Below are 13,384 nucleotides of genomic sequence, written 5' to 3'. Positions count from 1 at the left end.
TTGAACGCTGCCGTTGAAACCAATCTCCACGACGCACTCGCGTGGCCGTTCTTCGAAGATCGCCATCGCGCGCTTGGCGCGGGAATCGAAGCGTGGGCGCGTGAGCATCTCGCGCACGTGCCGCACGACGATGTCGATGCGACTTGCCGCGCGCTCGTGCGCAAGCTGGGCGAAGCCGGCTGGCTGCGCTACGGCGTGGGCGGCACCGCTTACGGCGGCCACGGCGACACGATCGACACGCGCGCCGTCTGCCTGCTGCGCGAAACGCTCGCGAAGCACTCGGGCCTCGCCGATTTCGCGCTCGCCATGCAGGGCCTCGGCTCCGGCGCCATCTCGCTGGCCGGCAACGAAGCGCAAAAGTCGCGCTATCTGCCGCGCGTCGCGCGCGGCGAAGCGATCGCCGCGTTTGCGCTCTCCGAACCCGAAGCGGGCTCCGACGTCGCCGCGATGGCGCTCGCCGCACGCGCCGAGGGCGACGATTACGTGCTCGACGGCGAAAAAACGTGGATTTCGAATGGCGGCATCGCCGACTTCTACGTGGTGTTCGCCCGCACCGGCGAGGCACCGGGCTCGCGCGGCATCAGCGCGTTCGTGGTCGATGCCGACACGCCCGGGCTCGAAATCGCGGAACGCATCGATGTGATCGCGCCGCATCCGCTCGCGCGTCTGCGCTTCACCGGCGCGCGCGTGAAGCGCAGCCAGATGCTCGGCGCGCCGGGCGAAGGCTTCAAGATCGCCATGCGCACGCTCGATATTTTCCGCACGTCGGTTGCCGCAGCTTCGCTAGGCTTCGCGCGCCGCGCGATGGCCGAAGGGCTCGCGCGCGCCGCTTCGCGCAAGATGTTCGGCCAGACGCTCGGTGATTTTCAGCTGACCCAGGCAAAGCTCGCACAAATGGCGCTCACCATCGACAGCAGCGCCCTGCTCGTCTATCGCGCGGCGTGGCTGCGCGACCAGGGCGAAAGCGTGACGCGCGAAGCCGCCATGGCGAAGTGGCATGCAAGCGAAGGCGCGCAGCAGGTGATCGATGCGGCCGTGCAGCTTTGGGGCGGCATGGGCGTGCAAAGCGGCAATATCGTCGAGTCGCTCTACCGCGAGATTCGCTCGCTACGCATTTACGAAGGCGCGACCGAGGTGCAGCAGCTCATCGTCGGGCGTGACTTGCTCAAGGCATACAACGCCGCGTAAGCGTGTGCTGCGCGACGCTTCTCTACGGAAACGGACGAAACATGAAACAAGCCCTTCTTCCCGCAGGCTGGGTCAAGCCGCGCGGTTATGCCAACGGCGTCGCCGCGAGCGGTACGCAGGTTTATATCGCCGGCCAGATCGGTTGGGACGAGAACGCGCGCTTCACGAGCCGCGAATTCGGCGCGCAGGCCGTGCAGGCACTGCGCAATATCGTTGCCATACTCGAAACCGCGGGTGGCAAGCCCGAGCACCTCGTGCGCATGACCTGGTACGTCACCGACAAGAAGGAGTACCTGGCATCGCTGAAGGAAATTGGCGCTGCGTTTCGCGAGCTGATTGGCGACTACGACATCGCCATGAGCGCCGTGCAGGTCGTCGCGCTCATGGAAGACGACGCAAAAGTGGAAATCGAAGCGACAGCCGTGATTCCCGACGACGCGCGTCTCACGCGCCGATAGACCGCCCACGCACTAGAACGATCAGCTCATACAGACAGCCGGAGACGCCATGCAACCCACCGCCCATGTCGATACGTTCACCCGCGATCATCTGCCGCCCGAGTCGCAGTGGCCCGACATGCTGCTCGACAATCCCGACGTCGCCTACCCTGCGCGCATGAATTGCGCGGTCGAGTTGCTGGACCGCGCGATCGAGGCCGGGCACGGCGAACGCCCGGCCATCTGGTCGGACGTCGACGGCAAGCCGCAAGCCACCACGTATGCCGAACTGCTTGCGCTCGTCAATCGCAGCGCCCGCGTGCTGGTGGAAGATATGGGGCTGCAGCCGGGAAACCGCGTCCTGTTGCGCGGGCCGAACACGTTGCAGATGGCGGTGGCGTTTCTCGCGTCGCTCAAGGCAGGCCTCGTGGTGATACCCACCATGCCGCTGCTACGCGCGAAGGAACTCAAGCAGATCGCAGACAAAGCGCAGGTTTGCGCGGCGCTGTGCGACGTGCGGCTCACTGAAGAACTCGCGCGCTGCATGGACCCCGCCGACGAGTTCTTTTGCGAAGGCATCAAACAGGTCTGCTACTTTCACGACACTGCGCCGGGCACGCTGGAAGCGCTCGCAGCAGACAAGCCGGCCGACTTCACGGCCTGCGACACGGCCAGCGACGACGTCTGCCTGATCGCCTTCACCAGCGGCACGACGGGCATGCCCAAGGGCTGCATGCACTTTCACCGCGACGTGATCGCCATGTGCGACCTGTTCCCGCGTCACATCCTGAAGCCCACGGCCGCGGACGTGTTCTGCGGCACGCCGCCGCTCGCGTTCACGTTCGGACTGGGCGGGCTGCTGTGTTTTCCGCTGCGCGTCGGCGCGTCGACCGTGCTGATCGAAAAGCTCACGCCGGCGCTGCTGCTCGACACGATCCAGCGTTTTCACGCGACCATCGTCTTCACCGCACCCACGTTCTACCGGCAGATGGCGGCGCTCGTCACGCAGTACGACCTGGCCAGCCTCCGCAAGACGGTATCCGCCGGGGAGGCGCTGCCGCAGGCCACGCGCGATCTATGGCGCGACGCGACGGGCATCGAGATGATCGACGGCATTGGCGGCACTGAGCTGATTCATATCTTCGTCTCGTCCGCGGGTGCCGATGTGCGCCCCGGCTCGATCGGCCGCGCAGTGCCTGGCTACGTCGTGCAGGCGCTCGACAATGACCTGCAGCCGGTGGCGCCCGGCGTGACGGGCAATCTCGCCGTGCGCGGCCCGACCGGCTGCCGCTATCTCGCCGACGAACGCCAGGCCGTGTTCGTGCGCGGCGGCTGGAATCTGCCCGGCGACGCCGTATCCATCGACGCCGACGGCTATGTGTTCTATCAGGCCCGCTCCGACGACATGATCGTTTCGTCGGGCTACAACATCGCGGGGCCCGAAGTCGAGACGGTGCTGATGCAGCACCCCGCGGTGGCCGAGTGCGGCGTAACGGGTGTGCCCGACGAAGTGCGTGGCCAGGTGGTGAAGGCGTTCGTCGTCCTGCGCCCAGGCTTCAGCGCCGGCGACGCCCTGGTCGCCGAATTGCAGAACTTCGTGAAGAACGCGGTGGCCGCGTACAAATATCCGCGCCTGATCGCGTTTATCGACGCATTGCCGCGCACCGAGACCGGCAAGCTCAAGCGCTCGGCGTTGCGGTCGATGTGAAACGGCGCGGCTCGTAGCGAGTGAAAAATACGACGTAAACCGTGGAATTTTTAACGATCAGGCATCGCACCCCAAGACACCGATATGCGCATTATTTTGCGTATATCGGCGTATTTTTGCTGCTTTACGCAGAATCGTGCGCATTCCACGGGTGCGAGATCCTGTCAGCTTGATGCGCAGAATTATGCGCAAGACCTCCAACAACGACCTATAATGCGCACTATGATGCGCAAAAAATCCGCGAACCTCTCGATTTCGAACGTCGAGCGCCTGGCAGAAGGCCTGCGCGCGACGCGACGCGAGCGCAAGCTGACCCAGCAGGCGCTCGCGGAGCAGGCCGGCGTCGCCCGCCGCACCGTCACGAACGCCGAACACGCAGGCAACGTCGGCGTACGCGAACTCTGCCGGCTCGTGAACGCCCTCGGCTATGAAGTCGTGCTTCGCCCCATGGACACTGTCGTCCTCGAGGACCTGAAGGACATATTCAGGGACGACGAATGACTGCCAGCGCCTCATTCGACCTCGAGCGGCTTCTGCGCGAAATCCGCAACCTGGAAGTCCATACGCCGCAGGGACCGAGCGGTCTGCTCGCGCGCGAAAGCCGCTTCGTCTTCAATTACGGCGACGCGCCGGACACGGCGGCCGTCTCGCTCACCATGCCGGTGCGGCGCCAGAGTTACGCAAGCGGCGACCTGATGGGCATCTTCGCGATGAATCGGCCAGAGGGCTACCTGCGCTTCGTCATCGAGGAACGGCTCGCGCGTTACGGCGCGCCGAGCGACATGTTTCTGCTCTTTCTCGCCGGCACCAATCAGATCGGGCGGCTCACCTATTCCGTGCCGGGAGAGCGGGTGCCGCAAAGCGATGGCGAGCGTCTGGACGAATTGCTTTCCTCGCCGTCGGGCCGGCTGTTCGAGCGCCTGATCGATCGCTACGCACTCGGCTCGGGCATCTCCGGCGTGCAGCCGAAGGCGGTCGTCCCGCTCGCCGCAGAAAACGCCTCGCGCCCCGCCGAGCACACGGCGCTGCCCCTGCGCACAGTGATCGTGAAGGCCGAAGGCGACGACTTTCCCGGGCTCGCGCGCAACGAATACTTCTGCATGTCGGTGGCGAAAGAGGCGGCGCTCGAAGTCCCCGACTTCTGGCTTTCCGAAGACGGCAAGCTCTTCGTCATGTCACGCTTCGACCGCGAGGCGAACGGTACGCCCCTCGGATTCGAGGACATGAGCGTGCTCACCGGCAAGGCCAAGTACGAGGGCAGCTACGAGATGATCGCCAAGGCCGTGGACATCTATACGCGTTCGGACCCGGCGCAGAAACACCGCCTTTTCGAGCGCATCGCCCTCTCGTGCCTGCTGCGCGACGGTGATGCCCACATGAAGAACCTGGGAATCCTCTATATTGATCCGACCGGGCCGCGCCGTCTCGCTCCGGTATTCGACGTGGTCTGCACGGACATCTATCCGGATCTCGATGGGCGCATGGCGCTCAGCCTCAACCGGAGCAAGACGTTCCCGCTGCCGGCGGAACTCCATGCCTTCGCCCGGCGCCTCGGTCTCCGGCAGGCGGAGAGCGAGGCAATCATGAGCCGGCTGCACGACGCCTATCTCACGGTCGCCGAGCGCTTCTCGGACGACCCGCGATTCCACGAGGGCGATCTGCTCGCCAGGATCCGGCGGGCCGTCGAACGTCCGGGCGTCAAACCCGTCTCGCGCCCGAAGCTAGTGCGCTAGACACGCGAGCCGGGGCAACAATGCCCCGCCGCCTGCATCAGCTTGCGCTCGCCTCCTGCGGCGCGAATGTCATGCGTTTGCCGGCCACGTCGTAACGGCATACGACTTTGGCGCCCTCTTTTACGCCGCCCTTGAGCATTTCCTTCGCCAGTTCGTTTTCCACCGCCTGCTGCATCTTGCGCTTCAACTCGCGCGCGCCGAATTCCGGCCGATATCCCTCCGCCGAGAGGTAATCGATCACGCTGTCGTCGAACGTCAGGTCGATGTCCTGGCTGCGCGCCATGCGCCGGACCTGTTCGAGCTGCAGCCGCACGATCGAGCGCAGCTCGTCGCTCGTCAGCGGCTGGAACATGATGATCTCGTCGATACGATTCAGGAACTCGGGCCGGAAATGCTGGCGCAATTCGCCCATCACGGCACCCTGCATCGACCCTTCGGCGCTCGACAGAAAACCCGGCCCCGAGCGCTTCTGCCCCGAGACCGCTTCGGAGCCGAGATTGCTCGTCGCGATCACGACCGTATTGCTGAAGTCGACCACGCGCCCCTTGCCGTCGGTGAGCCGACCGTCGTCGAACACCTGCAGCAGCACGTTGTAGACGTCGGAGTGCGCTTTCTCGATTTCGTCGAGCAGGATCACGCAATAGGGGCGGCGGCGCACCTTCTCGGTCAACTGGCCACCTTCGTCATAGCCGACGTAACCCGGCGGCGAGCCGATCAGCCGCGACACGGCGTGGCGCTCCATGTACTCGCTCATGTCGATGCGCACGATCGCGTCTTCGTCGCCGAACACCACTTCGGCCAGCGCCTTCGCAAGCTCCGTCTTGCCGACGCCGGTCGGCCCGAGGAACAGGAAGACCGCCGTGGGCCGCCGGCCGCGCCGCAGCCCGGCGCGCGAACGGCGCACCGCGTCGCTGACCGCGACGATGGCCTGCTCCTGGCCGATCACGCGCTCATGCAGCCGCTTTTCCATTTCGAGCAGCCGCGTGCGCTCCTCGGCGGTCAGTTGCGTGACCGGCACGCCCGTGAGCTTCGAGACGATCTCAGCCACGTCTTCGCTCGTCACGTCCGAGGTCACGGTGCCGAGCTGGCCTTTCCAGTCGTTGGTGGCCTGCGTGAGCGCCTTTTCCTTGTCGGCAATCGGCTCATCCAGCGTATGGGCGCGCTCGAAGTTCTTGCGCGTCGCGGCGTAGTCCTGCTCGCGCCGCAACTGCGCCAACTCCGCTTCGAGTTCGAGGATCGCCGCAGGCCGTGAGGTGGCCGAAAGATGCACGCGCGCAGCCGCCTGGTCGACGAGATCGATGGCCTTGTCGGGCAGGAAGCGCCCCATCACATAGCGGTCCGACAGCTCGGCCGCCGAAACGAGCGCGTCATCGCGAATGGTGACGTGGTGATGCACCTCGAGCTTGTCGCGCAAGCCGCGCAGGATGTTGATCGTCTGATCGACGCTCGGCTCGGAGACGAACACGGGCTGAAAGCGCCGCTCGAGCGCCGCGTCTTTCTCGATGTACTTCTGGTACTCGGATAGCGTCGTGGCGCCGATCAGGTTCAATTCGCCGCGCGCCATGGCCGGCTTGAAGACGTTGGCGATGTCGAGCCCGCCCTCGCCGCCGCCCTGGCCCGCGCCGACGATCATGTGCACTTCGTCGATGAAGAGCACGAGGCTTTCGCGCTGCGCCGAGATTTCCTCCATCACGCCTTTCACGCGTTCTTCGAATTCGCCGCGATACTTCGCGCCCGCAATCAGCCCGTTGACGTTCAGCTCGACGAGCCGCCGCCCGCGCAGCGATTCGGGCACGTCGCCGTTGAGCATGCGTTGCGCGAGGCCTTCGGCGATCGCGGTCTTGCCCACACCCGGCTCGCCGATCAGCACCGGATTGTTCTTGCGCCGGCGCGCGAGCACTTCGACCACGGTCTCGATCTCGCTCGAACGGCCGATCACGGGGTCGAGCTTGCCCTCGCTCGCGAGCGCGGTGAGATCGCGGCTGTACTGGTCGAGCTGCGGCGTCGCGCTCGGCCCCTTCGCGGCGGGACGCTCGCGTTTGTCGCCCTGGGCCTCCACGAGCCGCTGCAACACCTTCTGGGGCGTGACGCCGTAGCGGCCCAGCAGATGGCCAGCAAAACTCTCCGGCACCTGCGTGAGCCCGAAGAGCAGATGCTCTGGCGCGACGTAGCTGTGACCCAGTTCGCGCGAAACGAGAAATGCGCGGTCGAGCGCGCCCTTCAGGCGCGGCGAGACACCTATGCGGCCATCCTCTGGCGCGATCCCGCCTTCGCGCTTCTGCGCATTGGCGTCGATGAACGCGCGCACATCGTCGGGCTGAATGCCGAGACGCTTGAGGATCGCCGCGCCTGCGTCGTTGCCCGCGAGTTCGTAAAGCAGATGCTCGGTGTCGACCTCGCGCCGCCCAAATTGCACCGCCCGCTCCGCCGCGCGCTGGAGCAATTCACGCGCCACGTCGCTGAAATAGCGTTCGACGATGGCACCGTCGCCTGCTTCCATGGCTTGCGGCGCGGGTTCGGCCGCCGGGCCGCCGGCGTCGCCCGGACCGTCTGCCTGCTGCGAGGCGCGAAACAGCGCCTCCAGCGGGCTCAACGTGCGTTGATGGCGCGTGAGCTGCGCGTAGTGATAGTCGCAGACATCGAGAAAACGCCGCCTGCCGTCCTGCAACACGGCGACCCGCACCGTAGCGGGGCGCACGCCGCAGATATCGCAGTTGAACTGAGCCATTTCGTCTCCTTGGAAGCGATGCGCGGCGCACGCCGGTGCGCTGCCCGCGACCAGGAATGGCACGAGGCATGGGCACGCGAGCGCCGCATGAATGCTCTAACGAATGCCGAAGCGAAGTTCAGACGTCATCGTAACGTCGAATCGAACTGCGCGTCGGCAAGAGGAGACGTTTGCTAATCGATGGTGTTGCCCGCGCGGCGTCAAACGTCCTCGCGGGCGGCCGGGCTGGACTCTCCGCGCGATTGCGCCGCCGGCTCGCGTATCCAGGCGCTCAACAAGGTGGACGAAACCGCGAGGATCACCGGACCGATGAAGAGCCCGACGATACCGAAGGCGAACAAGCCGCCAAGCACGCCGGAAAGAATCAGCAGCATCGGCAGATTGACGCCGCGCCGGATCAGCACCGGACGCACGAGGTTGTCGAGCATGGCGACCATCACCGACCACACCGCGAGCAGGCTGCCCGCAATGTGCGCGTCGTGCACGAACAGCCAGATCACGCCGCCGAGCAACGGCAGCGTCGGCCCGATCTGCGCGAGACACAGCATGAGCATCACGGCCGTGAGCACGCCCGCGCCCGGCACGCCGGCCACCCACAGGCCGATGCCGCCGAGCGCCGACTGCAGGACCGCCGTCACGACGATGCCAAGCGCCACGGCGCGGACCGAAGCGCCCGCGAGCTTGACGGCCTGCTCGCCATGCGCGGGAGCCACGCGAATGGCGAAGCGCGTGACATAGTCGGCAGCCTGCTCGCCGTTGCTGTACAGAATGCCCGTGATGATGACGGTGATGAACATGTGCATGACGAACACGCCCACCGAGGCGGCGTGGGCGATCAGCCAGTGCGCCGCGATCGAAACGTATGGTTCGAGCTGCGCGAGCAGACCGCCGGGGCCGGCGTCAGAAAACTCCTGCCACTTGGCGGCGATGCGCGAACCAACCACGGGAATGTCGCTGACCCACTGCGGCGGCGCGGTCAACGCATAGTCGGGCAGCTTGCGGATCAGTTCCATGATCTCGCCGCCGTGCACGGCGAGCGTCGAGATGGCTTCATAGAGCGGCAGCACGATCACGACCAGAAGGATCAGCAGCATGATGAGCGTGGCGAGCCACCGGCGGTTGCCGCAGCGCCGCTCGATGGCTTTCATGGCAGGCCAGGTCGCGACGACGATCGTCGTGGCCCAGATCAGCCCCGGGAGGAACGGGCGCATGACGTAGAGGCTGCCGATCGTCAGCGCGCAGAGTATGGCAACAACGAACAGGATGCGGGCCAGGTCCGGCATGGCTTGCGGCTTCACGTACTTCTCCTCGATGCAGGGCGCGCCTCATGGCGCCGACGCGCTAGTCTATATCGGATAGGCTACGAATCCGTTTCAAAAGTCCCGCACGGCAGCACGGAACGCACTCTGGAATAATGGCCCTTTCCCCCGACCTTGCAACGAAGAAGAGCCAGCCATGACCGCAACCGATACGAAACTGCCCTGCGTGCTCCTCACCAACGACGACGGCATCGACGCGCCCGGCCTCGCCGTGCTCGAAGCCGTGGCCGCCGAACTCGCGCACGAAGTCTGGGTCGTCGCGCCCGAACACGACCAGAGCGGCACCTCGCACTCGATCAGCCTGCATACGCCGCTGCGCGTGAGCCGGCGCGGCGCGCGGCGCTTCGGCGTGCTCGGCACGCCGGGCGATTGCGTGGTGATGGCGGTGCGCCAGCTCATGGGCGACGTGCGCCCTTCGCTCGTGCTCTCGGGCATCAACCGCGGCGGCAACCTCGGCGTGGAGACGATGTTTTCGGGCACCGTGGGCGCAGCCATGACGGGCCTGTTGCTCGGCCTGCCGTCCATCGCGTTGAGCCAGACCTTCCGTGACCGCGAGCGCGTGCGTTGGGACACCGCCCGCGCACTCGCGCCGGACGTGATTCGCCGCCTCGCCGCCGTGGCGCATGACGCGCCCGTCTGCCTGAACGTGAATTTTCCCGATATCGACGCGAGCGCCGCGGGGCCGCTCACGGTCACGCGCCAGGGTGTCGGGCTCGTGCAAGGCATCGACGTCGTACCGCAGATCGACCCGCGCGGCATGGACTACCATTGGCTGCGCTTCAATCGCGGCCCGCGCGAAAACGGGCCCGACAGCGAAACGGCCGTGGTGAACTCCGGCCGCGTTTCGGTCACGCCGCTGCATTTCGAACGCACCGACGAAAAAACGTTTGTCACATTGCAAGCGGCGCTCGGCGCTGCCGCCTGAACATGCATCGATGATCAATCGCGCGCGGCGGCCGTCATCGCCCGCGCGATCGCATCGCGGATGTCCTCAGGAATGCCAATCGACTTGTGAGTGTCGAGCGAGGTGGTCACGATGGTCTGGCGCGCCGCCATCCGCAGCACGCCGTCCACGCCCGTGCAGGCCCACGCGAGCGTGAGCGATGCCCCGCCCAGGCGCTCGACGTCGAGCGAGAGCCAGACCTCGTCGCCCATCTTGCTGACCGCCTTGAAATCCACTTCGAGCCGCACGGTCGGCATGCCCACGCGGCGCGCGCCTATCACGCCGTGATAGCCCTCTTGCGGCAGCAACTCGTCGATCCACGACTCGACGAGATCGTTGAAGAGGACGAAATACTGCGGGTAGAACACGATACCGGCGGGATCGCACTCCGAGAAATGAATCTTGTGTTTGCGGCGGTACGTGGGCGTCGCCATGCGTGTGTCTCCTTTCATGCCTGCTGGCGGCAGCGTCAAATCACGAGCCGCGACACCTTCACGCCTTCCAGCGACACGCCGGCCATGAGGCCCGCGTTGGTCAGCACGAACGCTTCCACGGGGCTCGTCGCGGTCGAGGTATCGACGTTGCCGTTCGCGCCCACCGTGACGAGTGCAACCGTGGCGTCCGCGCCTGCCAACCAGCCCTGGCTGCTCGTGAAATCGTTGAGCGCGACCGGATTCATGAACGCGAAGATGATGGCCTTGGACTGCGCGCCGATCTGCAGCCCGAACGAGCCCGCAATGGTGCTGTAGTAGCCCGTCGTGCGGCCATCCACGCGCAGCGCGCCGGTGCCGTACTGACCGCCGATCCAGAAGCCTGCCGAGAGAACCTGCGGAAAGACCAGCACGCCGCTCGACTTCGAGATCAGTTCCTGCGACCCGCTCACTGTGCTGAAGAGGCGCGAAAGCGTGGCGTCGACGCCCGCGTCGATCGAATTGCGCTTTGCCGTGTTCTGCGAAGCGCTGTTCTGTGTGCCGAGCGGCGTTGTCGTGCAGCCGGCAAGCGCGAGGCCGCTGGCGGCGAGAGCGGCGCTGGAGCTGAGAAGAAATTGACGTCGGCGCATTAGGTGGTTTTCCTGTGCAAATTGGGCTTCTGGTGCCCGCGCCGGCCCGATCGTGGACATCCAGGCCGCGCGCAAAGCGCTACAGGATAGCGCGCATGGCCGTCGCCGGGGCAAAACCGCAATCCGGCGTGTGGGCACCCGGCCGCCTGCGGCGGCCATGACCGCTCATCCTTGGGGGTATAGGACCATGCAGCGGGCATCGAGTTCGCGCAGAGATGTAAGCAATTCCCCACCCGCAGGCGTATCGATGCAACGCAACATCGCCCATTTCTCGAATTCCTTCGATATCGCCGGAGCCTCCCCGTCGATAAATTGTGGAGATGCCCGCGCGCGGGTTGCGACTCCCCATGCCGCCGCGCCACGCCTCATCCCCGGAAGAGATTCGCCATGTTTCCCAGCACGCCAGATCGATCGTCACAACCGCGCAGGCCCATGCTGGCGCGCGTCTGCGATCGCCTGAGCGGTGCCGGCATCTATCTGCTGGCGCCGCCCTACGTGGGCTTTGTCGCCATGCTGTGCCTGCTCTGCCGGGCCCCGGACGGCGGCTTCTGGCTGCTGGCCGCGGCCGGCGCGCTCGCAGGCGCCATGGCCATCTGCTCATTGGTCCTCTTCGCGGCCAGCGCCCCCCGAGTCGCCCCGCTCCAGCAGGCTGCCCTACGCGCCACGGCCTCCCACGGCGCTGCACGCCCGGCGCCGCAGCGCGTCGTGCAGATGATCACGCGCACGTGCAGCCAGCACTGCGCCGGGTCCGATGGCGCGCGCGAGCGGTTCACAGTGTCGTGCTTTCACACTCACTGCCGCGCGCGCGGGCCCAGCAAAGCGGTGGACTGAGGGCCCATCGCGTGCGCAGTCGGGTCGCCCTCCACATGCCCAGGCAAACTCCGAAAACGACAAGCAATGCCCGACCTATAATCCGTCAAACCATGACAGAGCAACTCGCACGCTGAATTCTGGCTCTGCAGGTCTCGCCCTCCGGCCTATCCGACTTCAGGCGACACGCTCACGGCCATGACGAATGCAACGCAAGAGGTGCGGATCGTAGTGGCCGATGACCATCCGGTCGTGCTGACAGCGATCAGCGATTACCTCGACTCCCTGCCCGGCTTCAGGGTGGTTGCGAAAGCCGCTTCCGGCGCGGGGCTCATCGACGCCTTGCGCGACGCCGGGTGCGAGCTGATCATCACCGACTTTTCGATGCAAGGCGACGTCGACGACGAAGACGGCCTGCGCCTCGTCTGCCGCCTGCGGCGGCTCTATCCCGACACGCCAGTGATCGTGTTCACGATGGTCACCAACGGCGGCATCCTGCACCAGCTTACGCAGCTCGGCGTGGCCGGACTCGTCGGCAAAGACGAGCCGATTCCCGCGCTTGGCGAAGTCTGCCGGCGCGCGCTCGCGGAACCGGGCACGGCGCTTTCCGCGCGGATTGCCGAGCGACTTGCCAGGGAAGGCTCGACCGTCGACGAATTTCAGCGCACCCAGCCGCTGTCGCCGCGCGAACTCGAAGTCGTACGCCTCTTCGCGCTCGGCCTGAGCGTCACCGAAATCGCGAAGCGGCTGAACCGCTCGGTGACCACCATCGCCACACAAAAGCGCGCGGCCATGCGCAAGCTCCATCTCGAATCGAATGCTGAGTTGATTCGATACGCCGGCGAACAAGGATTCGCCTGATGCCATGTTCACGCCGTCTGGACGCGTGAACCCAATCTGAAACGCGAGACCGCACGACGTTTTGCTTGCGCCGCACGCGTCGGTGGCCGCGACATCGCGCCACGCTTATTGCGACCCTCAGGGCGGCGGACCCGCGTGCGCAAACGCGAAAGGCCGTGTTAGACTCCGCCGCGCAATCATTCTCATTCTCATGAATTCACGCAAGCATTCACTGCTGACCGCATGGCTTGGCCTCGTCGCCATGTGGCTCATCGTGCTTGCGCCGCTCGTGAGCCAGCTCGTCGCCGCGCAGCACGCGCATGAGCCGGACGCCACGCTCTGCTCCGCCGTGCAGCCGGCCGATGCCGGTAGCGCGCCGCATCTTTCGCACGACGATGCATTCGGCGCTTGCGGCTACTGCCATCTGCTCGAGCATCATGTGGCGATGCCTTCGGTCGCCGCGCCCGGTCCGCTCGCCGCGCTCGTGCTCGCGCGCGAGACGATCGCGCCGCCCGTCACGCACGATCTCCCCTTAGGCGCCTTCCCTTCGGGCAGGCCGCGCGCCCCACCCGTCCTTTCCTGAGTTACGCCTTTACCGGCCGGCCGACCGCGATCTGA

General features: G+C 65.9%; 13 protein-coding genes. 9 read left to right on the top strand and 4 right to left on the bottom strand.

Annotation, left to right across the window (positions count from 1 at the left end; translation table 11 throughout):
* The 5 genes from E1N52_RS30635 to E1N52_RS30615 all read left to right on the top strand — a co-directional run bounded on the left by E1N52_RS30635 (window position 1) and on the right by E1N52_RS30615 (window position 5,066).
* Window positions 1-1,188 (top strand): acyl-CoA dehydrogenase family protein, encoded by a 1,188-nt coding sequence (locus tag E1N52_RS30635; RefSeq protein ID WP_246089275.1) that lies wholly within the window; start codon window positions 1-3, stop codon window positions 1,186-1,188.
* Between the two features lie 41 nt (window positions 1,189-1,229).
* Window positions 1,230-1,646, top strand: a complete 417-nt coding sequence (locus tag E1N52_RS30630) for a RidA family protein (RefSeq protein ID WP_133186910.1) — start codon at window positions 1,230-1,232, stop codon at window positions 1,644-1,646.
* A 49-nt stretch (window positions 1,647-1,695) separates the two neighbouring features.
* Window positions 1,696-3,333 carry an AMP-binding protein gene (locus E1N52_RS30625; protein WP_133186908.1) on the top strand — a complete coding sequence of 546 codons (1,638 nt, stop codon included), beginning with the start codon at window positions 1,696-1,698 and terminating at the stop codon, window positions 3,331-3,333.
* A gap of 222 nt (window positions 3,334-3,555) precedes the next feature.
* Window positions 3,556-3,834, top strand: a complete 279-nt coding sequence (locus tag E1N52_RS30620) for a helix-turn-helix domain-containing protein (protein WP_133187024.1) — start codon at window positions 3,556-3,558, stop codon at window positions 3,832-3,834.
* On the top strand, window positions 3,831-5,066 hold the full coding sequence (locus E1N52_RS30615; RefSeq protein ID WP_133186906.1) for a type II toxin-antitoxin system HipA family toxin: 1,236 nt from the start codon (window positions 3,831-3,833) through the stop codon (window positions 5,064-5,066). Before E1N52_RS30620 ends, E1N52_RS30615 begins: the two co-directional genes overlap by 4 nt.
* A gap of 37 nt (window positions 5,067-5,103) precedes the next feature.
* Here E1N52_RS30615 and E1N52_RS30610 read toward each other — a convergent pair whose 3' ends face one another.
* Together E1N52_RS30610 and ydiK are read right to left on the bottom strand one after the other, a co-directional pair.
* On the bottom strand, window positions 5,104-7,794 hold the full coding sequence (locus tag E1N52_RS30610) for an ATP-dependent Clp protease ATP-binding subunit (RefSeq protein ID WP_133186904.1): 2,691 nt from the start codon (window positions 7,792-7,794) through the stop codon (window positions 5,104-5,106).
* Window positions 7,795-7,994: 200 nt separating this feature from the next.
* Window positions 7,995-9,077, bottom strand: coding sequence for an AI-2E family transporter YdiK (ydiK, locus tag E1N52_RS30605; RefSeq protein ID WP_133187022.1), 1,083 nt, complete (start codon window positions 9,075-9,077; stop codon window positions 7,995-7,997).
* 172 nt (window positions 9,078-9,249) lie between these two features.
* Here ydiK and surE point away from each other — a divergent pair, with 172 nt between their 5' ends.
* Window positions 9,250-10,038 (top strand): 5'/3'-nucleotidase SurE, encoded by a 789-nt coding sequence (gene surE, locus E1N52_RS30600; protein ID WP_133186902.1) that lies wholly within the window; start codon window positions 9,250-9,252, stop codon window positions 10,036-10,038.
* 14 nt (window positions 10,039-10,052) lie between these two features.
* Here the strand turns inward: surE and E1N52_RS30595 are convergent, their stop codons facing one another.
* Together E1N52_RS30595 and E1N52_RS30590 are read right to left on the bottom strand one after the other, a co-directional pair.
* Window positions 10,053-10,490 carry an acyl-CoA thioesterase gene (locus tag E1N52_RS30595; RefSeq protein ID WP_028203609.1) on the bottom strand — a complete coding sequence of 146 codons (438 nt, stop codon included), beginning with the start codon at window positions 10,488-10,490 and terminating at the stop codon, window positions 10,053-10,055.
* A 35-nt stretch (window positions 10,491-10,525) separates the two neighbouring features.
* Window positions 10,526-11,116 (bottom strand): BPSL1445 family SYLF domain-containing lipoprotein, encoded by a 591-nt coding sequence (locus tag E1N52_RS30590; protein ID WP_133186900.1) that lies wholly within the window; start codon window positions 11,114-11,116, stop codon window positions 10,526-10,528.
* 387 nt (window positions 11,117-11,503) lie between these two features.
* Between E1N52_RS30590 and E1N52_RS30585 the strand changes: the two genes are divergently transcribed.
* The 3 genes from E1N52_RS30585 (at window position 11,504) to E1N52_RS30575 (ending at window position 13,349) form a co-directional block, all read left to right on the top strand.
* Window positions 11,504-11,947 (top strand): hypothetical protein, encoded by a 444-nt coding sequence (locus E1N52_RS30585; RefSeq protein WP_133186898.1) that lies wholly within the window; start codon window positions 11,504-11,506, stop codon window positions 11,945-11,947.
* A gap of 177 nt (window positions 11,948-12,124) precedes the next feature.
* Window positions 12,125-12,787, top strand: coding sequence for a response regulator (locus tag E1N52_RS30580; RefSeq protein WP_133186896.1), 663 nt, complete (start codon window positions 12,125-12,127; stop codon window positions 12,785-12,787).
* A gap of 190 nt (window positions 12,788-12,977) precedes the next feature.
* Window positions 12,978-13,349 carry a DUF2946 domain-containing protein gene (locus E1N52_RS30575; protein ID WP_205965686.1) on the top strand — a complete coding sequence of 124 codons (372 nt, stop codon included), beginning with the start codon at window positions 12,978-12,980 and terminating at the stop codon, window positions 13,347-13,349.
* Window positions 13,350-13,384: the final 35 nt, after the last annotated feature.

It is taken from the genome of Paraburkholderia guartelaensis (assembly GCF_004353905.1).
In the GTDB taxonomy this organism is placed as follows: Bacteria; Pseudomonadota; Gammaproteobacteria; order Burkholderiales; family Burkholderiaceae; genus Paraburkholderia; species Paraburkholderia guartelaensis.
The sequence above is the reverse complement of the archived record's forward strand: the minus strand, read 5'-3'. Positions and strand labels throughout refer to the sequence as shown.